Origin of the sequence: Paucibacter sp. M5-1 (assembly GCF_027498415.2) — a bacterium.
Classification (GTDB): Bacteria; Pseudomonadota; Gammaproteobacteria; order Burkholderiales; family Burkholderiaceae_C; genus Roseateles_E.
The window spans coordinates 434,309-455,915 of sequence record NZ_JAPZLM020000001.1; the positions used below are offsets into that span (position 1 = coordinate 434,309).

Sequence of the window (21,607 nt, forward strand, 5' to 3'; positions counted from 1 at the left end):
GGCTTGTCGTTAGACTGCGGCGCTGATGATAAGACCTGACCCCGCCCTCCGATATGAACGCCTGGACGCGCTGCGCGGCGCCGCCGTCGTCTGGATGGCGATCTTCCACTTCTGTTTCGATCTCGATCATTTCGGGCTGATCGCGGCCGATTTCAAGCACGACCCGTTCTGGACCTGGCAGCGCACGGCCATTGTCAGCCTGTTCCTGTTCTGCGCCGGGCTGGGGCAGTCGGTGGCGCTGGCTCAGGGCCAGCGCTGGCCGCGTTTCTGGCGCCGCTGGGCCCAGGTGGCGGGCTGCGCGCTGCTGGTCTCGGCCGGCTCCTGGCTGATGTTCCCGCGCAGCTTCATCAGCTTCGGCGTGCTGCACGCCATGGCGTTGATGCTGCTGATCCTGCGGCTGCTGGCGCCGCGTCTGCCGCTGGCCGCGCTGTTCGGCCTGGGCCTGCTGGCGCTGGCCGCGCCGCTGCTCTGGCAGCACCCGGTGTTCGACAGCCGCTGGACGAACTGGGTCGGTCTGGTCACCGCCAAGCCCTTCACCGAGGACTATGTGCCGCTGCTGCCCTGGATCGGCGTGATGCTGTGGGGCTGCGCGCTGGGGCGCTGGCGGCCGGCCCTGCTGCAGGGCGCGCTGCCGGCCATGCTGGCACCGCTGGCGGCCTTGGGCCGCTGGTCGCTGAGCTTCTACATGCTGCACCAGCCGCTGCTGATCGGCCTGCTGATGGCAGTTACCATGGCGGCATGAGCACCAGCAACAAGATTCTGTTCGGCTTTCATGCCGTCACCGTGCGCCTGAAGACGCATCCCAAGTCGATCAGCGAAGTCCATGTCGACGCGACGCGGCGCGATCAGCGCATGCGCCAGTTCGTCGAACGCGCCAAGGAGGCGGGCCTGAAGATCGTCGACAGCGACGACGAGCGCCTGTCCAAGCTGGCCGGTTCCAGCCGCCACCAGGGCGTGGTCGCCCGTGTCACCGCGCTGGCGATGCTGCATTCGCTGGACGAGGTGATGGAAGGCTTGGAAGCCGCCGAGGTCGTGCCGCTGCTGCTGGTGCTGGACGGCGTCACCGATCCGCACAATCTGGGCGCCTGCCTGCGCGTGGCCGATGGCGCCGGGGCGCATGCGGTGCTGGCACCCAAGGACCATGCGGTAGGCCTCAACGCGACGGTGGCCAAGGTGGCCAGCGGCGCGGCCGAGACCGTGCCCTATCTGATGGTCACGAATCTGGCCCGCTCGCTCAACGAGCTCAAGGAGCGCGATGTCTGGATCATCGGCACCTCGGACCAGGCCGAGAAGTCGATCTACGACATCGACCTGAAGCGACCGGTGGCCCTGGTGCTGGGCGCCGAGGGCGACGGCCTGCGCCAGCTGACCGCCAAGACCTGCGACGAGCTGGTGCGCATCCCGATGAAGGGCGCGGTCGAGAGCCTGAATGTCTCGGTGGCGGCCGGTGTCTGCCTGTATGAGGCGCTGCGCCAGCGCGGATAATCGGACCATTCAACGAAAGTAGCAGCGCCATGTCCGTTATCGAAGTCCACCACCCCCTGATCAAACACAAGATTGGCCTGATGCGCGAGGGTGATACCTCGACGAAGAAATTCCGCGAGCTGACCGGCGAGGTCGCACGGCTGCTGGCCTATGAGGCGACGGCCGATTTCCCGCTGGAGAAGACGACGATAGAGGGCTGGTGCGGCCCGGTCGAGATCGACCAGATCGCCGGCCGCAAGGTCACCGTGGTGCCGATTCTGCGTGCCGGCCTGGGCATGCTGGACGGCGTGCTGGACATGATCCCGAACGCCAAGATCAGCGTCGTCGGCCTGGCCCGCGACCATGAAACCCTGCAGCCGGTGCATTATTTCGAGAAGTTCGTCGGCCAGCTCGATGAGCGCACCGCGCTGATCGTCGATCCGATGCTGGCCACCGCCGGCTCGATGATCGCGACCATTGACCTGCTCAAGCGTCGCGGTGCCAAGGACATCCGCGCCCTGGTGCTGGTGGCCGCGCCCGAGGGCATTGCCGCGCTGACCAAGGCCCATCCCGATGTGCGCTGCTGGACCGCCGCGATAGACAGCCATCTGAACGAGCAGGGCTACATCATCCCGGGCCTGGGTGATGCCGGCGACAAGATTTTTGGCACCAAGGAAGCCTGATCAGACGATCCCCAGCGCCCCAAGCACCCCGCCGCCCAGCACCAGCCAGACCAGGCTGAGGCGGGTCTTGACGGTCAGCAGCACGGTCAGCGCGATGACGACCAGCGTGGCCACCCGGTGCTCGGGATCGCGCACATAAGGCACGGCCAGCAGCCAGCCGGTGGCGATCAAAAGGCCCAGGGTCAGCGGCGCCATGCCGGCGGTGAAGGCCCGCACGCCCACCGTGTGCTTGTGCTCGCGGGCCCAGCGGGTGGCGGCCAGCACCAGGGTGGTGGAGGGCAGCATGATGCCGGCCATCGTTGCCAGCGCGCCCAGCGGGCCGGCCACATTCCAGCCCAGCACCGCGACAAACAGGATGTTGGGCCCTGGCGCGGCCTGGGCCAGCGCGATCGAGCTGGTGAACTGGGTGTCGGTCAGCCAGCCCTGCTGGCCGACGAGATAGCGATGCATCTCGGGCGCGGCCGTGATCGCACCCCCGATGGACAGCAGCGACAGCATCAGGAAATGCAGGAACAAGCCCCCGAACTGGGCCAGGCTCAGTTCGTTCATGCCGGCTCATCCCCATCGTCCCGCGACAGCCGCCGCCAGGCCAGGCCCATGCCGATGCCTCCCAGACCCAGCACCACCCAGACCAGTGGCGTGCGCGCCAGCGCGATGGCACCGAAGGCGGCCAGTGCCAGCAACAGGGCCCAGGCGCGCCCGAGCGGATTGCGCTTCAGCGAGGGCAGCAGCTTCAGCCCGGTGGCGATGATCAGGCCGGCCGCCACCGCGCCCATGCCGCGCAGCGCGCCGGCCATGGTCTGGTGCTGCAGCAGCGCGTCGGAGATCGAGGCCAGGCCCAGCACGATGAACGAGGGGAACAGCAGCATGCCGGCCAGCGCCGTCAGCGCGCCGCGCAGGCCGAAGAAGCGGTCGCCAATCATCAGAGAGAGATTGACCACATTCGGCCCGGGCAGCACCTGGGCGATGGACAGCATCTCGACGAAATCCTCGCGGCTGAGCCAGCCCAGGCGTTCGACCAGCTCGCGCTGCGCCACCGCCAACACGCCGCCGAAGCCCTGCAATGCCAGGCGGTTGAAGGCCCAGAACAGCATGCTCAGCGAAGCGGGCCGCGCCGTGCCGCTCACCACCGCCTGACCCTCACCGCTTGACCTTCAGTGCGTCCGGATTGACAAGGTTGCTGGGGTTGCCCTTGAGAAAGTTCAGCACATTGTCGAAGGCGGCATCGAAATACATCTCGTAGCTGTCCTGCTCGACATAGCCGATATGGGGGGTGCAGACCGCGTTCTCCAGCCGCATCAAGGGGTGGCCCTGCAGCGGCGGTTCGCTCTCGAACACATCGACTGCCGCCATGCCGGGCCGGCCGCGGTTGAGTGCCGAGACCAGCGCGCCGTCGGCCACCAGTTCGGCCCGCGAGGTGTTGACGAGCAGGGCGGTCGGCTTCATGCGGGCCAGATCCTCGGGCGTGACCAGGCCGCGGGTGGCGTCTGACAGGCGCAGATGCAGGCTCAGCACATCGCTGCTCTCGAAGAAGGCGGCTCTGCTCTCGGCCGCCAGATAGCCGTCGGCCACCGCCTTGGCCCGAGAGGTCTCGCTGCCCCAGATTTGCACCTGCATGCCGAAGGCGCGACCGTAGCCGGCCAGCAGCTGGCCGATCTTGCCGTAGCCCCAGATGCCCAGCGTCTTGCCGCGCAGCACCATGCCCAGCGCGAAGTTAGGCGGCATCGACCCGCTCTTGAGCCCGGACTGCTGCCAGGCACCGTGCTTCAGATTGCCGATGTATTGCGGCAGCCGCCGCATCGAGGCCATGATCAACGCCCAGGTCAGCTCGGCCGGTGCGATCGGAGAGCCCACGCCTTCGGCCACCGCGATGCCCAGCCGGGTGCAGGCTTCGACATCGATATGGCCGCCGACCCGCCCGGTCTGCGCGATCAGCTTGAGCTTGGGCAGCTTCTCCAGCAGCTGGCGCGGGAAATGGGTGCGTTCGCGTATCAGCACCAAGACCTCGGCATCGCGCAGCCGTATCGACAGCTGGCCTATGCCCTTGACGGTGTTGGTGAAGACCTTGGCGTTCAGCGGGTCCAGCTTGGCGGCGCAGCGCAGCTTGCGTACCGCGTCCTGGTAGTCGTCGAGGATGATGATATTCATGGTGTGCTGGCCCCCATTTTGCCCCGGCTTGCGGGCATCTCCGGCCGCTCTGCAGCGAATGAGCCAAATCGTTACGATCGCGCCACCCCTGATACATGGAGCCCTCTGATGACGATTTCGATGCATTCGGCCAGCGCGCCGGTTTTTACCCGCATGTTTGGCAACGCGCTGAACTGGCTTGAAGCCGCCAAAGCCCATGCCGAGGCCAAGAAGTTCGACACCAGCGTCTATATGACGCTGCGCCTGGCGCCGGACATGTTGCCGCTGCCGCGCCAGATCCAGATCGCCAGCGACGCCGCCAAGGGCTGCATCGCGCGGCTGTCAGGCCAGCAAGCGCCCAAATGGGAAGACACGGAAGCGACGCTGGACGAGCTGATCGAGCGCATCCGCAAGACCATCGCCTATGTGAATTCGGTGCCGGCGGCCCTGGTGGACGGCAGCGAGGAGCGTGCGATCGAGATCCCGACCCGCGCCGGTGAGCCGCACCGCTTCAATGGCGAGGACTATCTGCGCCACTTCGCGCTGCCCAATTTCTATTTCCACCTGACCACCACCTACGCGCTGCTGCGCCATGCCGGCGTCAGCCTGGGCAAGATGGATTATCTGGGGCGCTGAACCGGCGCCGCCCTCACTGCCGCCGGTTCGGGCCGCTGAAGAAGAAGGCGTCCAGTGGATCGGTGAAATGGCGGTTGATATGGGCCAGCCGCAGCTCGGCCTCGCGCTGGCTCAGCGCGCGGGCCACCTCGGTGTAGAGCCAGCCGCGCAGATGCCAGAAATCATCGAGACTGCGGCCGCGCTTGATGCTGCGCCGCAACTCCTCGGCGGCCGGCACATCGCACAGCGAGGCCTCGAAATCGGCGCGCAGCTGCGGCAGCAGCTGGGCGCAGCGGGCCCGCGCCTGCGCCGGGGTGTCACCCCAGGGCTCGGCCTCGCGCGGCAGCCAGCGCAGCAGGCTTTGCAGCAGCGAGTCGTCGGGGCGCTGGCCGGGCGGATGGACGGCCGCACCACGGACGGTGCTGGGCTCGGATGGCGGCTGGGACGATCTGGACCGGGACTGCTTCCAACGCGGTAAGAGCTTGTTCAGCATGGCTTGATCTTGTTTTCATCAGCGGACGGCGCCTTTCCCCCTCCGGGTGGCACGCTGCAGATTCTGGTCATGCCCGGGCGCTAGGAAACCTCGAAAACCCGGGCTTTGTGGCCCCAGATCCTCGCCGCCGCCCCGTCCGCCGGGGCGGCGCTGCGGCACAGCCGCCGGATTTGGCGGTGAAATGCGCGCTTAATCCTGGGCTGTCGGCCGGGGGCAGCCTCTACGATCAAGGCGAACCCGTTCTGCGCCGTCGAATGACGGCTTCTTGCCATGGACATGTCACAGCCCAGTCTCCAGACGCTTGCCGTTCCCGATGCGCACGCCGCTGCCTGGCAGCAGGCGCTGGCGCAGGCCAGCACGGCAGCCATCGGCCTGCCCGAGCTGATGGGCGAGGCGGGCCGCTGGCAGGCGCTGGGCCTGGCCGATGCCGCTGCGGCGCTGTACCTGGCCTGGATTGCCGCGTCCGACTCGCCGCTGCGCACGGTCGCCTGCTACAACTGCGGCACCTTGCTGGGCAATCTGCAGCGCCATGCCGAGGCCGAGCAGGTCTACCGCCAGGCGCTGGCGCTGAAGCCGGATTTCGCCCAGGCACGCCTGAACCTGGGCCACCAGCTGGAGCACCTGGGCCGCGTGGCCGAGGCGCTCGCCGCCTGGCAGGCCGTGGCCGAGAGCGTCCACGGCCTGGACAGCATCGGCGGCGACCCGCTGGAGCTGCGCCTGCATGCGATGAACAATCTGGCCCGGCTGCTGGAGCTGCAAAAGCGCTTTGCCGAATCGCAGTCCTGGATGCGGCGCAGCCTGGAGCTCAAGCCCGAGCAGAGCGATGTGATACAGCACTATGTGCACATCCGCCAGAAACAGTGCGAATGGCCGGTCTACCAGCCGGTCGGCGAGGTCACGCACAACCAGCTGCTGTGCAGCACCTCGCTGCTGGCCATGCTCAGCATCAGCGACGACCCGGTGCTGCAGCTGATGACCTCGCAGCGCTTTGTGCTCGAGAAGGTCAACAAATACAAGGGCAAGCCCTATCACCAGCTGCATGCCAGCGGCCCGCGCCAGGGCCGGCTGAAGATCGGCTATCTGTCCGGCGATCTGTGCATGCATGCGGTGGGCCTGCTGACCCCCGAGCTGTTCGAGCTGCATGACCGCGAGCGCGTCGAGGTCCATGCCTTCTGCTGGAGCCGCGAGGACGGTTCGGCCCAGCGCCGCCGCATCCTCGGCGCGATGGACCAGGTGCACCGCATCGGCGGCCTCGATGACGAGGCGGCGGCCCGCCTGATCGCCCAGCAGGGCATCGATGTGCTGGTCGATCTGCAGGGCCTGACCAATGGCGCGCGGCCCAACATCCTGAGCCTGCGGCCGGCACCGGTGCAGGTCAGCTATCTGGGCCTGCCGGCCACCTCGGCGCTGCCCGGGGTGGACTGGATCATCGCCGACCGTTTCGTGATGCCGCCGGACTATCTGAGCTTCTGCACCGAGCGCCCCATCGTGCTCGATCACTGCTACCAGATCAGCGACCGCCAGCGCGAGGTCGGCCCGGTGCCCAGCCGCGCCCAATACCAACTGCCCGAGGACGCCTTCGTCTTCTGCTCCTTCAACAACAACCACAAGTTCAACGAAGAGATGTTCGCAGCCTGGATGCGCATCCTGCGGCAGGTGCCGGGCAGCGTGCTGTGGCTGCTGGCCGACAACGAATGGGCCAAGGCGAATATGCTGGCCACGGCGGCCGCCCATGGCGTGGCGGCCGAGCGTCTGATCTTCGCGCCGCGGGTGGCGCCGCCCGAGTATCTGGCCCGTTTCGCGCTGGCCGATCTGGTGCTCGACACCTTCCCCTTCAATGCCGGCACCACCGCCAGCGACTGCCTGTGGATGGGTGCACCCATCCTGACGCGCTCGGGCCGCAGCTATATCTCGCGCATGGCCGGCAGCCTGCTGACCCATGTGGGATTGCCGGACCTGGTGACCTATTCTCTGCAGGAGTACGAGCAGCGGGCGGTTCAGATTGGCCAGAACCCGGCGCGCTCGGCCTCGTACAAGCGCTATCTGAGCGAGCATGGCCGGGCCTCGACGCTGTTTGACATTCCCGGCATGGTGCGCGAGCTGGAAGACAAGTTCGAAGCCCTGGCGCTGCCCCGGCGCCAGCCTGAAGGAACGCGGTGACGAAGCACGACGCCTTCTTTGATGGCGGCAAGAAGCCGTCCGGACCGCCGGGCCTGTACCTGGCGGCGGACGGTTCCGTGCCGCCGCCACCGGATGAGCGGCGCGACTGGGAAGAGCAGGCCGGCCCCGAGATCGGCGACCCGCTGCTGCATGCGCTGGTCTGGCTGACCCGCCACCATGGCCGGGCCCGCTCGGCCGAGTCGCTGGCGGCCGGCATGCCGGTCGAAGGCGCGCTGGGCCCCGACCAGGCCTTGCGGGTGATGCGCGAGGCCGGCTACAACGCCGGGCTGACGCGCAAGAAGATTGCCGAGATCAACCCCTTGCTGCTGCCGGCCGTCTTGCTGCTCAAGGGCGGCGATGCCTGCGTGCTGGTGGCCCGCCATGACAGCGCCGAGGGCGCGGCCTACGATGTGGTCTTTCCCGGTGCCGATGCCAATATCTGCCGGGCCACGCCAGCCGAGCTGGAGGCCGAGTTCACCGGCTTTGTGCTGCTGGTCACCCTGCCCGAGGCCGCGCAGGCGGCCACGACCCCGGGGCGGGGCGAGCCGCTGCTGCGCGCCGAGGGCAGCCACTGGCTGTGGGGCACGCTCAAACGCTTCATTCCCTATTACCGTGCGGCCATGGTCGCGGCCCTGCTCAGCAATCTGCTGATGCTGGTGTCCGGCATGGTGACCATGGTGATCTATGACAAGGTCATTCCGAACCAGAGCTTTGTGACGCTGTGGACGCTGGCGATCGGCGCGAGCCTGGCCCTGCTGTTCGATCTGTTCGCCAAGCAGCTGCGCTCGCATCTGATCGATATCGCCGGCCGCAAGGCCGATCTGATCATCGGCTCCAAGCTGTTCCGTCAGACCCTGGGCGTGCGCATGGAGCACAAGCCCGAGTCGGCCGGCTCCTATGCCCACACGCTGGCCCAGATCGAGATCGTGCGCGATTTCTTCGCCTCGGCCAGCATGTCGGTGGTCTCGGACCTGCCTTTCATCCTGCTGTTTGTCGCGATGGCCTTCATCGTCGGCGGCCCGCTGGGCTGGGTGCTGGTGATCGCGATACCCATCATCCTGGGCCTGACCTGGGCGATCCAGGGCCAGATGCGGCGCGCGGTGCGCGCCAATATGAGCGAGATGGCCGATCTGCAGGGCACCCTGGTCGAGGCCATCGAGGGCCTGGAGGACCTGAAGACCTCGGGCGCCGAAGGCCGTTTCCTGCGCCGCTACGAGAGCAGCACCGCGATCGCCGCCGAGTCCGGCATGCGCACCCGCAGCCTGCACAGCTGGAGCAACAACCTGTCCTCGACGCTGCAGCAAGCGATTACCGTGGTGATGCTGGTCTGGGGTGTCTATCTGATCGAGGCCGGCACGATCAGCTCCGGCGCACTGATAGGCGCGGTGATGTTTGCCGGCCGGGCGATCGCCCCGCTGGGCAGCGTGGTCAGCCTGGCCGCGCGCTATCAGGGTGCGCGCGCCGCGCTGATCTCGCTGAACCAGCTGATGGCCAAGCCGACCGAGCGCAGCGCCGAGCGCAACTATGTGCCGCTGAACAGCGGCGGCATCAGCGGCAGCCTGGGCCTCAGCGAGGTGGGCTTTGCCTACCCGATGAGTGGCGAGGGCAACGCGCCCAAGGTGCTCAAGGGCGTCAATCTGCGCCTGAAGGCCGGCGAGCGGGTGGCCGTGCTGGGCCGCATCGGCAGCGGCAAGTCCACCGTGCTGCGCCTGCTGGCCGGGCTGTACCAGCCGACAGAGGGCATGGTCGAGGTGGACGGCATCGATCTGCGCCAGATCGACCCGGCCGAGTTCCGCGCCCGGGTCGGTTTCGTGGCCCAGGAGCCGCGGCTGTTCCACGGCACCCTGCGCGACAACGTGCTGATGGGCCGGGCCCATCTGGATGCGGCGCGCCTGGTCGAGGTGGCCCGGCTGACCGGGCTGGACCGCGTGATCGCCGGTCATCCCCTGGGCTGGGATCTGCCGGTCGGCGAGATGGGCGGCCTGCTGTCGGGCGGCCAGCGCCAGCTGGTGGCGCTGGCGCGCAGCCTGGTGACCAAGCCCCAGGTCTTGCTGATGGACGAGCCGACCAGCTCGATGGACGCCCAGTCCGAGGTGGCTTTTCTGCGCCAGCTGCGCGATGCGGCCGGCGAATGCACGCTGGTCGTCGTGACCCACCGGCCGGCGGTGCTGGAGCTGGTGTCGCGCATCGTCGTGATGGACTCCGGCCGGCTGGTGATGGATGGCCCGCGCGACCAGGTGCTGGCGGCGCTGTCGGGTGTGCGCCCGGCCCAGCCGCAAGCCGGCGACGGGGCCAATCTGCATATGCATCCGGCTGCCCAGCCGGTGCAGCGCTCGGCGTCGGTATGACGAGGGTGCTGGCATGACGGCCGCGCGCGACGAAGGCCTGTTCATGAGCGCACTGGCAGCGGCCCAGGCGGACGAGCCGCTGCCGCGCGTCACCTGGGTGCTCTATCTGCTGCTGGCGGCTGTGCTGGTGGCCCTGGTCTGGGCGGCGCTGGCCGAGGTCGACCAGGTCAGCCGCAGCGATGGCCGCATCGTGCCGGACGCGCGCGAGCAGGTGATCGCCAGCGCCGAGGTCGGCATTCTGCGCGAGCTGCTGGTGCGCGAGGGTGACCGGGTCGCGCAGGGCCAGGTGCTGGCGCGGCTGGATCCGACCCGGGTCGAGGCGCAGCAGAACGAGGGTCAGGTCAAGCGCCTGGCCTTGCTGGCAACGATCGCGCGCCTGAGCGCCGAATCAGCCGGCCGGCCGCTGCAGTTTCCGCCCGAGCTGAAGAACCAGCAGGCCCTGATCGACGCCGAGACCGAGGCCTTCGAGGCGCGGCGCCGCCTGCTCGACGAGGCGGTGGCCAGCATAGGCCGCAGCGCCGGCCTGCTGGGCCGCGAGCTGCGCATCGCCCGCGATATGTCGGCGCGCGGGCTGATGTCGGATGTCGAGGTGATGCGGCTCTCGCGCCAGGTCAATGAGCTGGAGCTGCAGCGCAGCGAGCGGGTCAGCCGTTTCCGCCAGGAGGCCAGCGGCGAGCTGGTCAAGCTGCGCAACGAGCTGGCCCAGCAGCAGGAGCAGATGGTGGTGCGCCAGGATGCGCTGACCCGCACCGTGCTGACCTCGCCGGTCGACGGCCTGGTCAAGAACATCCGCGCCAACACGCTGGGCGGCGTGATCACCACCGGCTCGCCCATCATGGAGATCGTGCCGCTGACGGAGCGCATCCTGGTCGAGACCCGCATCAAGCCCTCCGAGATCGGCTATCTGCGCGTCGGCCAGAAGGCCACGATCAAGGTCGGGGGCTTTGACTACAACGTGTTTGGCGGCCTGCAGGGCCAGGTCGAGTACATCAGCCCGGATGCCCTGGGCGAGGCCGACAAGGGCAGCGAGGGCCGCTACTACCGCGCCCTGGTGCGAGCCGAGCGCAGCACGCTGCGCTACAAGGGCAAGGCGGTCGAGGTGATCCCCGGCATGACGGCCTCGGTCGAGATCAAGACCGGCGAGCGTTCGGTGCTGAGCTTTCTTCTCAGGCCCATGTTGCGCAGCCAGGAGGCGATGCGCGAGCGCTAGCAGATTAGCGCCGGCAGAGCCCTGTTGTTCGGTCCTTCGCGCGCGGCGATCCGTGTTGAAGTACCGCCTATGTTCAGAACCCATTCCGCCCCCCCGCGTCCGGCCCTGCTGATGCTGGCGTTGGCCCTGCTGGCCGGCGAGCCGATGTTGGCCCAGGCGCAGACCGCCCGTGCGAAAAAAGCCGCGCCGCCGGCCGTCGCACCGGCCGCGCCCGAGCCGCGCCAGCAAAGCCGTTGCGGCGAGGAGGATGCGTTGCCGGCGGCCGCCGGTCGCGACAGCACCAGCTTCGAGATCAGCAGCGCCGATCCGCGCGCCCAGCTGCAGGAGCTGGTGCAGCGCGCCCAGCAGCGCAGCCAGGGCCTCGGCGCGGCCACCTTGCTGGCCCAGGCCGCGCGTGAGGAGTGGGAGGAGGCGCGCGCCGCGCGTCTGCCTCAGGTCAATCTGGGCGGCACCCTGACCCATAGCGGCACCAAGAGCGAGGGCCTGAAGCTGCAGCATGGCATGCGCGCCAGCGCCAGCCTCAATGTCAGCGCGCCGCTCTACGACTCGGGTCGTCTGGTGCAGCTGGCCAACTGGCGCAGCCAGCTGGCTGAGGCCGCTCGGCTGGGCCTGAGCAGCACCGAGCAGCAGCTGGCGCTGCAGACCGTATCGCTGGCGATGGACCGCAGCCGCTACCAGCTGCAGGCCCAGGTCTATGGCCAGTATGTGCGCAAGATGGCCTGCCTGGTCGACGCGCTGGGCATCATCGTCCAGGCCGACCGCGGACGCGCCAGCGAGCTGGTGCAGGCACAGAAAAACCAGCAGCAGGCCGAGCTGGCCCTGGTGCAGACGCTTAGCGCGCTGCGCCAGGTCGAGAGCCGGCTGCGCCGTTTCGTCGGCGATGAGCTGCCGCCCAGCGCCAGCTATTCGGCTCTGCTGACCCAGGTGCCCGAGCTCTCGGAGATGCAGCGCGATGCCGAGCTCTCGCCCGAGCTGACCCAGCTCGACGCCCAGGCGCGGGCCCAGGCCAGCTATGCCGAGTCGGTGGCGGCCGGCTACAAGCCCCAGGTCAATCTGCTGATGGGCGGCTCGGCCACCGGCGGCGTGGTCAAGAGCGGCGAATGGGCGGCCGGGGTCAGCATCAATATCCCGATCTACAACGCCGGCGCCGACCACGGCATCGCGGCCGCGCGCAAGCGTGCCGAGGCGGTGCGCCTGCAGCGCGAGGACCAGCTGGAGGCGCGGCGCTACCGCATGGTCGATGTGCATGAGGCCGCAGCCTCGTCCTTCGACCGCGCGCGCCGCATCGTCGATGTGCTGCGCAACAGCGACCGCGTGCGGGCCTCGACGCTGCAGCAGTGGCAACAGCTGGGGCGGCGCTCGCTGTTCGATGTGATGGGCGCCGAGGCCGACTACTATTCGCTGCGCGTGGCCCAGGTCAACGCGCTGTTCGATGGCCAGCAGGCCGTGGCGCTGCTCTGGTCCATGGGCCGGGGCGTGCTGACGCCGCTGCGCTGAGGCCTGCGATGCCGCCAGCGGCGGCGCGACAACCAAGGAAACACATGACCGCGACGCTATCAGCGCCCGACGATCAATCGATAGCCCGTTTGCTGACGATGATGGAGGGCTCGGCCCGCTTCGCCCGCGAGAGCGTGCACCGCGCTGCCGCCGCTTTCGGCCCCGCCTGGGAGGCCGACTTCGCGGCGATGCTGAGCCGCTTCTATGCCAGCGAGAGCCGGCTGCAGGACGCGGTCAAGGGCTATGGCGCCTTCGTGATGGACTCGATGCGGCGCCAGAAACGCTTCGAGCAGGAACTCAGCTACCCGGCCAAGACCTATGCCGAGGCGGCCGCCGAGGTCTATTACAACGACGACTACATGCGTCGCCAGTACCTGCCGGGTCTGCTGCTGTCCCACTATCTGTGGACCCATCACTACCAGCAGATCGAGTACTTCAAGGGCTTCTTCCTGCCCTGGCTGGAGCGCCAGGGCGTGGCCGAGTTCGCCGAGGTCGGTGTCGGCACCGGCATCTACTCGCGCCTGGCCCTGCAGGCCTTGCCGGCGCTGCGGGGCACCGGTCTGGACATCAGCCCGCTGTCGCTGGAGTTCACCGCCGAGCATGTGGCCAGCTTCGGTTTTGCCCCGCGCTACCAGACCCGGCGCCAGAACATCCTGGAGCCCGGCGAGGGCGGGGAGCCGCTGCCGCGCTTCCGGGCCGTGATCTGCGTCGAGGTGCTGGAGCATCTGGAAGACCCGGTGGCGCTGCTGCGCGGCCTGCGCGAGCTGTGCACGGCCGATGGCAAGCTCTTCGTCACCGCCGCGCTGAATGCGGCGCATGCCGATCACATCTATCTGTACAGCCGCCCCGAGGAGGTGCTGGCCCAGGTCGAGGCCGCCGGCCTGCATCTGGAGCACAGCTTTTTCGCCAACGCCTATGCGCCGGCCAAGCCGGGGCTGCCGGTGCCCGGCGCGCTGGCCATGGTCCTGAGTCCCAAGGCCTGAGCGATGCCGCAGATCATTCTTCAGGGCGAGTTTGTCGACCTGGTGCCGCTGACGGTCGAGCATGCGGCGCTGAGCTGGGGCTGGCGCCAGAGCGAGCGCGCGGCGCTGCTGAACCGCGGCGCGGCCAGCATCGAGCAGCAGGCGGCCTGGATCGCCGGCCGGCCGGCCTCGGAATACAACTTCATCATCCAGCTCAAGAGCGGCCGGCCGGTCGGCATGGTCTCGGTCACCGGCATCGACAGCCAGCACGGGCATTGCGAGCCGGGCCGTTTCCTGATCGGCGAGGAAGAGGCGGTGCGCGGCATCCCGGCCGCCGTCGAGGCGATGAAACTGGTCTATGAACTGGTGTTCGATCGTCTGGGACTGCAGCGCATCTTCGGTACCATCGCGTCCGACAACACGCTGATGATCAAATGGCAGAAATTCCTCGGCATGAAGGAGGAAGGGCGGCTGCGCCGCCACTACTTCATCAATAGCCATCACCAGGATGCGGTGATGTTCGGCATGCTGGCCGAGGAGTACCGGCAGACGGCCTTGCCCCGCATGACGGCGCTGATCAAGGCAGGCCGTCCAAGCCACTGAACAAGACAACACTGGAGAAACCATGACTAGCCCCCAAGAAAGCGCCGTGCTGGAAGCCATCTACCAGGCCTTGCGCACCCTCAACGAGGAGCGCGGACCGGCCGAGCAGATCGCGATCGGCCCCGACACCTGCCTGTTCGGCGAGGGCTCGGTGCTGGACTCGCTGTCCCTGGTCTCGGTCATCGTCGATCTGGAGACCTCGGTGTCCGACCAGTTCGGCCGCGCGATCAGCCTGACCGACGACAAGGCGATGAGCCGGGATCCGGTGCCCTTCACCGATGTCAGCGCGCTGAAGACCTATATCCTCGAACTGCTGGCCTGATATGAACCAGGCTTACGCCGGCCGCATCGTGCTGATCACCGGCGCCCGTCGGGGCGTCGGCCGCTTGCTGGCCGCGCATTTCCTGGCCCAGGGCGCGCAGGTGATCGGCTTCAGCCGGCACGAGGACGAGGGCGAGGACCTGCCGGCGCATGGCGGCCGCTATATGGGCATCGCGGTCGATGTCGGCAATGCCGACTCGGTGGCCCAGGGCTTCGAGCAACTGCGCAAGCGCTTCGGCCGGGTCGATATCGTGATCAACAATGCGGCGCAGCTGACCTCGCAGTACGCGATGATCATGCCGGCCGCCGCGGCCAAGAGCATGCTGGACACCAATGTGCTGGGCAGCTTCCTGGTCGCGCGCGAGGCCGCCAAGCTGATGCGCAAGAACAAATGGGGCCGCATCATCAATATCGGCTCGATGGCGGCCAGCCTGGAGCCGATGGGCGATTCGGTCTACGCGGCCAGCAAGGCGGCCGTTGCGACCCTGGCCCATGTGATGGCCAAGGAGTTCGCCGCCTTCAACGTCACCTGCAACACGCTGGGCATCACCGCGATCGCCACCGATATGCTGGCCCAGCTGCCCAAGGACAAGATCGACGCGGTGATCGCCGGCCTGCCGCTGCCGCGCTATGCCGAGGCCGACGATATCTTCAATGTGGTGGACTTCTTCGCCTCCGAGCGCAGCGGCTATATCAGCGCACAGACCCTCTATCTCGGCGGAGTCCACTGAGATGAGCGGCGCTGCGGCCAAGCCTGCGGTCGAGCTCTTGCTGGGCGGCGCGCTGCGCCGCATCACCAACAGCGATCTGCACTCCAACACCTATCTGCTGGCCGACGCGGGCGGGCAGGGCGGCTGTGTGGTGGTCGATCCTGGCCTGGACCGCGAGCGCATCGAGGCCGCGATTGCCGAGAGTGGCTGGACCCCTACTGCCGTGCTCTGCACCCACGGCCATTTCGACCATATCGGCGGCGCCGCCTGGCTGCAGCAGCGCTACGGCATTGCCGTGCATCTGCGCCGCGCCGATCTGAAGCTGGCCAAGCTGGCCAATTTCATGATGGCGGCCTTCAAGCTCAAGCACCGCATCGCGCTGCCCGAGTTCAGCCTGATCGATGACGAGGCTGGCGAGCTGCAGGCCGCCGGCCGCCAGTTCCGCTTTCACCCGCTGCCGGGCCACACGCCCGGCAGCGCCGGCATCCTGAGCGAGGCGTTGCTGTTCTCCGGCGACTCGCTCTATGCGCGCCGCACCGCCTTGTCCAAGCTGCCCGGCGAGGACCATGAGCAGCTGCGCGCCTCGCTGAAGGGGCTGTTCGCCTGGATAGACGGCGGCGTGCTGGTGCTGCCGGGCCATGGCGGCAGCGCGACCATCGCCGAGATCCTGGCCGGCAATACCGAGCTGCGCGCCTTCATGTCGGCGGCCCAGCCCGCCTGAACAACAACAATATGACCGTGCTGAACCCCCTCAATCCCCATCTGCCCGCCGTCGCCATCCTCGGCGTCGGCCACCATCTGCCGGCCCAGTTCGAGGACAACGAGAGCCTGTGCCGCAGCCTCGATGTGACGCCCGAATGGATCGTCGAGAAGACCGGCATCGAGCGCCGCTACATCGCCGCGCCGGACGATACGGCCTGGGGCTATGCGCTGGCCGCCGCACGCCAGGCGCTGGAGATGGCCGGTATCGCGCCGGAGCAGCTGGGCCTGATCGTCTGCTGCACCTTCTCGGGCGACTACCAGTTTCCGCCGCTGTCGGCCAAGGTGGCCCAGCAGCTGGGCGCCGCCAGGGCCCAGACCTTCGATCTGCAGGCCAATTGCTCGGGCTTTGTCGCCGGGCTGACCACGGCCTCGGACCGCATGCGGGTCGATCCCGAGGTGGGCCATGCGCTGGTGATCGGCGTGGAGCTGTGCAGCCGCTATATCGATCGCCGCGACGCCAATACCGCGATCTATCTGAGCGACGGCGCCGGCGCCGCCGTGCTGGGCCCGACCGAGGCGGGGCAGGGCATCCAGGCCTCGGCCTTCCATACCGACCCGTCCAACTACGAGGCGGTGCGGCTGCGCGGCGGCGGCGCCTCTTTCGCCAACAACGGCAGGCCCTTCGATGCCACGGTGGATCTGATGGAGATGAACGGCATCGCCACCTGGAAGCAGGCCATCACCCATCTGCCACCGACCATCAAGCGCGCCTGCGCCAAGTCCGGCGTCGATGTGAAGGCGCTGGACTTCATGGTCTTCCACCAGGCCAATCTGCGCCTGATCGAGTACCTGGTGCGCAAGCTGGGCCTGGGCATGGACAAGACCTATACCAATGTGGCCCAGATCGGCAATAGCGGCTCGGCCTCGCTGGCGATCGCGCTGTCGGAGGCGCAGCGCGCCGGCCATCTGAAGCCGGGCGACCTGGTCGCGCTGGCCGGGGTCGGCGCCGGTTTCAATTTCGCCGCCAGTGTCTGGCGCTGGACCCTGGGAGCGCCGCGATGAGTACCGCCGTGTTTGCCGACTTCGAGTCGGTCAAGGAAGGCGACAGCCAGTCGCTCAGCAAGACCATCACCGAGGCCGACATCCGCCGCTTCGTCGAGCTGACCGGCGACGACAACCCACTGCATGTGGATCCGGACTACGCCAGCGAGACCTCGTTCAAGGAGATCGTGGTCCACGGCATGCTGGGCGCCTCCTTCATCTCGACCGTGATCGGCACCAAGCTGCCGGGCCCGGGCGCGCTGTGGGTGTCGCAGGCGATGGACTTCAAGCTGCCGGTGCGCCTGGGCGACACGCTGACCGTCAGCTGCACCGTGCTGAAGATCCACCCCCGCGAGCGCCTGCTGGAGCTGGACACCCGCATCGTCAACCAGCATGGCCAGCTGGTGCTCAGCGGCGGCGGCAAGGTCAAGCTGCTGGAGCCACCCAAGCCCAAGCCCAGCACGCCCGCAGCCCGGCTCCAGGTGGCCATCGTCACCGGCGGCGCCGGCGGCATCGGCCGGGTGATCTGCGAGAAGCTGGCGGCCCAGGGCTTTGCCGTGGTCGTCAACTATCTGAGCAGCCGCGACAAGGCCGAGGCCCTGGTCGCGCGGCTGAAAGAAGGCGGCGCGCGCGCGGTCGCGGTGCAGGCCGATGTGGCCAGCGCCGAGGGTGCGGCGCGGCTGGTGCAGGAGGCTACCGCCCGCTTCGGCGGCGTCAGCCTGCTGGTCAATGCAGCCTCGCCCCGCATCATTGCGCGCAGCATCGACGAGCTGGGCTGGGACGAGGTGCAGCAGCATCTGGACGGCCAGCTCAAGAGCGCGCTGCTGATGATCCAGGCCTGCAAGCCGGCGATGCAGGCGGCCGGTGGCGGCCGCATCGTCTCGCTGGGCTCTCAGTCCTGGGACGGCGTGCCGGTGGCCGGCTGGACCGCCTACGCGATCGCCAAGGGCGCGCTGTCCACCCTGACCCGTTATCTGGCGGCCGAGCTCGGTCCGCTGGGCATCACGGTCAATCTGGTCTCGCCGGGCATGACCAACACCGGCTTCATCGCCGGCGTGTCCGAGAAACAGCAGCTGATGGCCGCACGCCAGACCCCGCTGCGCCGCCTCGCCGAGCCCGAGGACACGGCCGGCGCGGTCGCCTTTCTGGCCTCGGACGAGGCCGCCTACATCACCGGCCAGAACCTGCGGGTCAATGGCGGGGGATCGATGGCATGGTGACGGGCCTGCTGACTGTGCCCAGCGAGCAGGCCGCGCTGGCGACGCTGGCCCGGCCCGACGCGAGCCTGGCCGAGCTGATGCAGGCGCTGCAGCAGCTGGACCGCAGCGAGGCGGGCTTCAGGCCGCTGAGCCTGGGCATTGCGGCCAACATCACGGTGGACCTGCTCTCCACCCAGCTGCGCCGCCAGGCCTATCTGGCCGGTGTGCGGCTGACGGTGGCCAAGGGCAGCTATGACGATCTGATCGGCGATGCCCAGGCCCATGCGGCGGCCGGCGTCGATCTGCTCGTGATCCTGCCTTTTTTCGACAATCTGCAGCCGGGCTGGGAAAGCCGCCTGGCCGGGCTGGACGGCGCCGAGATCGAGGCCGCCCAGGCCGACTACCTGAGCCGGCTGGAGCTGGCGCTGCAGGCGGCCCGCGGCGTCGGCCAGGTGCTGCTGCTGGGCGCCCATCTGTGGAACCCCGAGGTCGCGGCCGACAGCCCGCAGCAGCAGGCGCTGCAGGCCTTCAACAGCGGCCTGGCGGCCGCCGCCGCGCGCCACTCCCAGGTGCGCTTGATCGAGACCATCGGCCTGCTGGCCCGCCATGGCGCCGAGCAGGCCTTCGATGCGCGCTTCTACTACCGCGCCAAGTCGCCCTACACATCCGCTTTCCTGGGCCGGCTGGCCGGCCAGGCCAGCCTGGCCACACGCGGCTTCGGCAGCGTCTTCCACAAGGTGCTGGTGCTGGACTGCGACAACACCTTGTGGGGCGGCATCATCGGCGAGGACGGGCTGGACGGCATCAAGCTCGACCGCCACAGCTTCCCCGGCAATGTCTACTGGACCGTGCAGCAGCAGCTGCGCGCGCTGGAGGCCCAGGGTGTGCTGCTGTGCCTGGCCAGCAAGAACAATGCGGCCGATGTCGACGAGGTGCTGGCCCGGCACCCGGACATGGTGCTGGGTGACGCGCAGCTGGTGGCCAAGAAGGTCAACTGGGATGACAAGCCCAGCAATCTGCGTGCGCTGGCGCGTGAGCTGAATCTGGGGCTGGAGAGCTTTGTCTTTGTCGACGACTCGGCCTTCGAGATCGAGGCGGTGCGCGAGCAGCTGCCCCAGGTGCGGGTGTTCCAGGTGCCCGTCAAGGCCTTGCAGGACTATCCGGCGATGCTGCGCGACCAGATCGCGCCGCTGTTCACGGCCGGCGGCGTCAGTGCCGAGAGCCGCCACAAGACCGGCCAGTACAAGGCCCTGGCCCAGGCCGCCGAGGCGCGGGCCGGCTTTGCCAGCCAGCAAGACTATCTGTGCTCGCTGGGCCTGAAAGTGCGGCTGCAGCGCAATGCGAGCGCGCAAGTGCCGCGCATCGCCGAGCTGATGGCCAAGTCCAACCAGTTCAACCTGACGACGCGGCGGCTGCAGGCCGGCGATGTGGCGGCGCTGATGGCGCGCAGCCCGGCCGCCTGCGTCTATTCCTTCTCGGTCAGCGACCGGCTGGCCGATCATGGGCTGACCGGGGTGCTGATCTGTGAGGATCAGGGCGAGGATGCGGTGGCGGTGCACAGCTTTCTGATGAGCTGCCGGGTGATAGGCCGGGGCGTCGAGTTCGCCGTCTGGCGGGCCGTCGTCGCCGATGCGCTGGCGCGCGGTAAGCGCCTGCTCAGGGCGTCTTATCTGCCCACCGCGAAGAACGCCCAGGTGGCAGACTTCTTTGATCGGCTCGGTTTGCACCGGGTCGACATGACGGACGAGATGATTGACGAGATGGGCGAGGGCGCCCGTGCCTATGAATCCGCGCTCGAGGGCCTTGTGCTGGCCGAGAGCGCCTGGGTGGAGTTGCAAGAAGATGACGACGAGCAAGCTTGATCACGCGTTGCTGAAACAGGTGATGGCCACGGTGCTGGAGGTCGATGCCGCCAGCCTCGACGAGGCTTCCAGCATGGACAATGTGCCGGGCTGGGATTCGCTGAAGCAGATGAATCTGGTGCTGGCGCTGGAGGAGAGCTTTGGCGTGGCCATTCCCGACGAGGATGCCGCCAATGCCACCTCCTATGCGCTGATCGCGCTGGTGCTGCAAGAGCAGCTGGCGGCCTGAGCGAGCCCGGCGATGGACTGGCTGCTCGAACGTTTCGCCCAGGCCGATCCGGCGCTGCCGGCCTTTGTCCACCAGGATCGCCCCACCGGCTATGGCCAGGTGTCGAGCAAGATCAGCGGCTTTGCCGCCGAGTTGACCGCGCGCGGTGTCGCCCCCGGTCACACCGTCGTGGTGCTGGCCGATTACGCGCCCGATGTGTTCTGCATGATTCTGGCGCTGGCCTCGCTGCGCGCCATCGTCGTGCCGATGACGCGGGGCTCGGTGATCGAGGAGGGCGAGGCGCTGGCGATCAGCGGCTGCGACCACGCCATCGAGTTCGCGCCCGATGGCCTGAGCTGGACCCTGAAAGCCCATGCGGTGCCGGTGGCCAACGCGATGCTCGACGAGTTCCGCGCCAGCGGCAAGCCCGGCCTGGTGCTGTTTTCCTCGGGCTCGACCGGCAAGCCCAAAGGCATGCTGCATGACTTCGAGCGGGTGATGGACAAGTTCCGCACGGCGCGCGCGCCGGTGGTTGCCATCCCTTTTCTGATGCTGGACCATTTCGGCGGCATCAACACGATTCTGGCCATTACCGCCAGCCTGGGCACCGTGGTGACGGCCGAGAACCGCGCGATCGCGACGATTTGCGAAGCCATCCAGCGCCACAAGGTCGAGCTGCTGCCGACCACGCCGTCCTTTCTGACCCTGCTGGCCGCCACCGACCTGGCCCAGCGCTACGACCTGAGCTCGCTCAAGCGCATCACCTACGGCACCGAGACGATGCCGCAGGCCACGCTGGACCGCATCCGCGCCCGCTTCCCCGGCGTCGAGCTGCAGCAGACTTACGGCCTGTCCGAGGTCGGCGTGCTGCGCTCGCAGTCGCGGCCCGATGGTTCCTTGTGGGTGCGCATCGGCGGTGCCGGCTTCGAGACCCAGGTGCGCGAGGGCATTCTGTGGATACGCTCCAACTACCGCATGGTCGGCTATCTGAACGCGCCCTCGGGTTTTGACGAGCAAGGCTGGTTCAACACCCAGGACCGGGTCGAGGTCGACGGCGACTATTTCCGCATCCTCGGCCGTGTCACCGACCTGATCAATGTCGGCGGCCAGAAAGTCTATCCGGCCGAGGTCGAGGATGTGATCCTGGCCCTGCCGAATATCGATGATGTGGTGGTGCTTGGCGAGAAGCATGCGCTGCTGGGCCAGATCGTCGTTGCCAAGGTGGTGGTGCACGCGGCCGAGGCGGCCGACGTGCTGCGCCTGCGCGTGCGCAAGGCCTGCCTGGCGAAGCTGGCGGCCTTCAAGGTGCCGGCCAAGGTGGAGCTGCTGGACCGCGAGATCTACTCGGCGCGTTTCAAGAAGATGCGGCGCTGAAGCGGGCTTTTTCCGAGGCGGCGTGGCC

General features: G+C 68.1%; 22 protein-coding genes. 18 read left to right on the top strand and 4 right to left on the bottom strand.

What is annotated here, in order from left to right; translation table 11 throughout:
• Positions 1 to 25: 25 nt before the first annotated feature.
• Genes O5M90_RS01985 through upp form a run of 3 tightly spaced genes read left to right on the top strand, consistent with a single transcriptional unit; the run spans position 26 to position 2,147 of the window.
• Positions 26 to 742 carry a heparan-alpha-glucosaminide N-acetyltransferase gene (locus O5M90_RS01985; protein ID WP_269841626.1) on the top strand — a complete coding sequence of 239 codons (717 nt, stop codon included), beginning with the start codon at positions 26 to 28 and terminating at the stop codon, positions 740 to 742.
• Positions 739 to 1,485 carry a 23S rRNA (guanosine(2251)-2'-O)-methyltransferase RlmB gene (rlmB, locus tag O5M90_RS01990; protein WP_137940636.1) on the top strand — a complete coding sequence of 249 codons (747 nt, stop codon included), beginning with the start codon at positions 739 to 741 and terminating at the stop codon, positions 1,483 to 1,485. The genes O5M90_RS01985 and rlmB overlap by 4 nt, the downstream gene beginning before the upstream one ends.
• Before the next feature lie 29 nt (positions 1,486 to 1,514).
• On the top strand, positions 1,515 to 2,147 hold the full coding sequence (gene upp / locus O5M90_RS01995) for a uracil phosphoribosyltransferase (protein WP_137940635.1): 633 nt from the start codon (positions 1,515 to 1,517) through the stop codon (positions 2,145 to 2,147).
• On the opposite strand, the gene O5M90_RS02000 is transcribed toward upp, so the two are convergent.
• Genes O5M90_RS02000 through O5M90_RS02010 form a run of 3 tightly spaced genes read right to left on the bottom strand, consistent with a single transcriptional unit; the run spans position 2,148 to position 4,295 of the window.
• A complete protein-coding gene (locus O5M90_RS02000; RefSeq protein WP_269841625.1) occupies positions 2,148 to 2,696 on the bottom strand; it encodes a chromate transporter in 549 nt (182 codons plus the stop codon).
• Complete coding sequence (locus O5M90_RS02005; protein WP_269841624.1) at positions 2,693 to 3,277, bottom strand: chromate transporter; 585 nt, start codon at positions 3,275 to 3,277, stop codon at positions 2,693 to 2,695. The genes O5M90_RS02000 and O5M90_RS02005 overlap by 4 nt, the downstream gene beginning before the upstream one ends.
• Positions 3,278 to 3,287: 10 nt before the next feature.
• A complete protein-coding gene (locus O5M90_RS02010) occupies positions 3,288 to 4,295 on the bottom strand; it encodes a D-2-hydroxyacid dehydrogenase family protein (RefSeq protein ID WP_269841623.1) in 1,008 nt (335 codons plus the stop codon).
• Between the two features lie 108 nt (positions 4,296 to 4,403).
• Here O5M90_RS02010 and O5M90_RS02015 point away from each other — a divergent pair, with 108 nt between their 5' ends.
• Positions 4,404 to 4,910, top strand: a complete 507-nt coding sequence (locus tag O5M90_RS02015; protein WP_137940631.1) for a DUF1993 domain-containing protein — start codon at positions 4,404 to 4,406, stop codon at positions 4,908 to 4,910.
• A gap of 13 nt (positions 4,911 to 4,923) precedes the next feature.
• On the opposite strand, the gene O5M90_RS02020 is transcribed toward O5M90_RS02015, so the two are convergent.
• On the bottom strand, positions 4,924 to 5,382 hold the full coding sequence (locus O5M90_RS02020; protein WP_269841622.1) for a hypothetical protein: 459 nt from the start codon (positions 5,380 to 5,382) through the stop codon (positions 4,924 to 4,926).
• A 270-nt stretch (positions 5,383 to 5,652) separates the two neighbouring features.
• Between O5M90_RS02020 and O5M90_RS02025 the strand changes: the two genes are divergently transcribed.
• The 14 genes from O5M90_RS02025 (at position 5,653) to O5M90_RS02090 (ending at position 21,579) form a co-directional block, all read left to right on the top strand.
• Positions 5,653 to 7,542 (top strand): O-linked N-acetylglucosamine transferase, SPINDLY family protein, encoded by a 1,890-nt coding sequence (locus O5M90_RS02025; protein WP_269841621.1) that lies wholly within the window; start codon positions 5,653 to 5,655, stop codon positions 7,540 to 7,542.
• Positions 7,539 to 9,890, top strand: coding sequence for a type I secretion system permease/ATPase (locus O5M90_RS02030; protein WP_269841620.1), 2,352 nt, complete (start codon positions 7,539 to 7,541; stop codon positions 9,888 to 9,890). The genes O5M90_RS02025 and O5M90_RS02030 overlap by 4 nt, the downstream gene beginning before the upstream one ends.
• A gap of 13 nt (positions 9,891 to 9,903) precedes the next feature.
• Positions 9,904 to 11,100, top strand: a complete 1,197-nt coding sequence (locus O5M90_RS02035; RefSeq protein ID WP_269841619.1) for an HlyD family type I secretion periplasmic adaptor subunit — start codon at positions 9,904 to 9,906, stop codon at positions 11,098 to 11,100.
• A gap of 69 nt (positions 11,101 to 11,169) precedes the next feature.
• Positions 11,170 to 12,597, top strand: a complete 1,428-nt coding sequence (locus O5M90_RS02040) for a TolC family protein (protein WP_440401791.1) — start codon at positions 11,170 to 11,172, stop codon at positions 12,595 to 12,597.
• Positions 12,598 to 12,641: 44 nt separating this feature from the next.
• Positions 12,642 to 13,580, top strand: coding sequence for a class I SAM-dependent methyltransferase (locus O5M90_RS02045; protein ID WP_171018073.1), 939 nt, complete (start codon positions 12,642 to 12,644; stop codon positions 13,578 to 13,580).
• A gap of 3 nt (positions 13,581 to 13,583) precedes the next feature.
• Positions 13,584 to 14,162, top strand: a complete 579-nt coding sequence (locus O5M90_RS02050) for a GNAT family N-acetyltransferase (RefSeq protein ID WP_269841617.1) — start codon at positions 13,584 to 13,586, stop codon at positions 14,160 to 14,162.
• Between the two features lie 22 nt (positions 14,163 to 14,184).
• Positions 14,185 to 14,484, top strand: coding sequence for a hypothetical protein (locus O5M90_RS02055; RefSeq protein WP_137940624.1), 300 nt, complete (start codon positions 14,185 to 14,187; stop codon positions 14,482 to 14,484).
• A gap of 1 nt (position 14,485) precedes the next feature.
• A complete protein-coding gene (locus tag O5M90_RS02060; protein WP_137940623.1) occupies positions 14,486 to 15,214 on the top strand; it encodes an SDR family NAD(P)-dependent oxidoreductase in 729 nt (242 codons plus the stop codon).
• Position 15,215: 1 nt separating this feature from the next.
• A complete protein-coding gene (locus O5M90_RS02065) occupies positions 15,216 to 15,914 on the top strand; it encodes an MBL fold metallo-hydrolase (protein WP_269841616.1) in 699 nt (232 codons plus the stop codon).
• Positions 15,915 to 15,931: 17 nt separating this feature from the next.
• Entirely contained in the window at positions 15,932 to 16,957 is a 1,026-nt protein-coding gene (locus O5M90_RS02070; RefSeq protein ID WP_269841615.1) for a 3-oxoacyl-ACP synthase III family protein, read from the top strand.
• Complete coding sequence (locus O5M90_RS02075) at positions 16,954 to 18,156, top strand: SDR family oxidoreductase (RefSeq protein ID WP_269841614.1); 1,203 nt, start codon at positions 16,954 to 16,956, stop codon at positions 18,154 to 18,156. Before O5M90_RS02070 ends, O5M90_RS02075 begins: the two co-directional genes overlap by 4 nt.
• The gene (locus O5M90_RS02080; protein ID WP_269841613.1) at positions 18,150 to 19,997 is read left to right on the top strand and encodes an HAD-IIIC family phosphatase; all 1,848 of its coding nucleotides are present in this window, start codon (positions 18,150 to 18,152) and stop codon (positions 19,995 to 19,997) included. Before O5M90_RS02075 ends, O5M90_RS02080 begins: the two co-directional genes overlap by 7 nt.
• Complete coding sequence (locus tag O5M90_RS02085; protein ID WP_137940618.1) at positions 19,978 to 20,226, top strand: acyl carrier protein; 249 nt, start codon at positions 19,978 to 19,980, stop codon at positions 20,224 to 20,226. The genes O5M90_RS02080 and O5M90_RS02085 overlap by 20 nt, the downstream gene beginning before the upstream one ends.
• 12 nt (positions 20,227 to 20,238) lie before the next feature.
• The gene (locus tag O5M90_RS02090) at positions 20,239 to 21,579 is read left to right on the top strand and encodes a class I adenylate-forming enzyme family protein (RefSeq protein ID WP_269841612.1); all 1,341 of its coding nucleotides are present in this window, start codon (positions 20,239 to 20,241) and stop codon (positions 21,577 to 21,579) included.
• Positions 21,580 to 21,607: the final 28 nt, after the last annotated feature.

Excerpts from the sequence above, each read along its gene's own strand:
- O5M90_RS02080 (WP_269841613.1), top strand. The coding sequence starts at position 18,150 with ATGGTGACGGGCCTGCTGACTGTGCCCAGCGAGCAGGCCGCGCTGGCG.
- O5M90_RS01985 (WP_269841626.1), top strand. The coding sequence starts at position 26 with ATGATAAGACCTGACCCCGCCCTCCGATATGAACGCCTGGACGCGCTG.
- rlmB (WP_137940636.1), top strand. The coding sequence starts at position 739 with ATGAGCACCAGCAACAAGATTCTGTTCGGCTTTCATGCCGTCACCGTG.
- O5M90_RS02010 (WP_269841623.1), bottom strand. The coding sequence starts at position 4,295 with ATGAATATCATCATCCTCGACGACTACCAGGACGCGGTACGCAAGCTG.
- O5M90_RS02000 (WP_269841625.1), bottom strand. The coding sequence starts at position 2,696 with ATGAACGAACTGAGCCTGGCCCAGTTCGGGGGCTTGTTCCTGCATTTC.
- O5M90_RS02065 (WP_269841616.1), top strand. The coding sequence starts at position 15,216 with ATGAGCGGCGCTGCGGCCAAGCCTGCGGTCGAGCTCTTGCTGGGCGGC.
- O5M90_RS02045 (WP_171018073.1), top strand. The coding sequence starts at position 12,642 with ATGACCGCGACGCTATCAGCGCCCGACGATCAATCGATAGCCCGTTTG.
- O5M90_RS02085 (WP_137940618.1), top strand. The coding sequence starts at position 19,978 with ATGACGACGAGCAAGCTTGATCACGCGTTGCTGAAACAGGTGATGGCC.
- O5M90_RS02055 (WP_137940624.1), top strand. The coding sequence starts at position 14,185 with ATGACTAGCCCCCAAGAAAGCGCCGTGCTGGAAGCCATCTACCAGGCC.
- upp (WP_137940635.1), top strand. The coding sequence starts at position 1,515 with ATGTCCGTTATCGAAGTCCACCACCCCCTGATCAAACACAAGATTGGC.
- O5M90_RS02060 (WP_137940623.1), top strand. The coding sequence starts at position 14,486 with ATGAACCAGGCTTACGCCGGCCGCATCGTGCTGATCACCGGCGCCCGT.
- O5M90_RS02050 (WP_269841617.1), top strand. The coding sequence starts at position 13,584 with ATGCCGCAGATCATTCTTCAGGGCGAGTTTGTCGACCTGGTGCCGCTG.
- O5M90_RS02040 (WP_440401791.1), top strand. The coding sequence starts at position 11,170 with ATGTTCAGAACCCATTCCGCCCCCCCGCGTCCGGCCCTGCTGATGCTG.
- O5M90_RS02025 (WP_269841621.1), top strand. The coding sequence starts at position 5,653 with ATGGACATGTCACAGCCCAGTCTCCAGACGCTTGCCGTTCCCGATGCG.
- O5M90_RS02035 (WP_269841619.1), top strand. The coding sequence starts at position 9,904 with ATGACGGCCGCGCGCGACGAAGGCCTGTTCATGAGCGCACTGGCAGCG.
- O5M90_RS02015 (WP_137940631.1), top strand. The coding sequence starts at position 4,404 with ATGACGATTTCGATGCATTCGGCCAGCGCGCCGGTTTTTACCCGCATG.
- O5M90_RS02020 (WP_269841622.1), bottom strand. The coding sequence starts at position 5,382 with ATGCTGAACAAGCTCTTACCGCGTTGGAAGCAGTCCCGGTCCAGATCG.
- O5M90_RS02090 (WP_269841612.1), top strand. The coding sequence starts at position 20,239 with ATGGACTGGCTGCTCGAACGTTTCGCCCAGGCCGATCCGGCGCTGCCG.
- O5M90_RS02075 (WP_269841614.1), top strand. The coding sequence starts at position 16,954 with ATGAGTACCGCCGTGTTTGCCGACTTCGAGTCGGTCAAGGAAGGCGAC.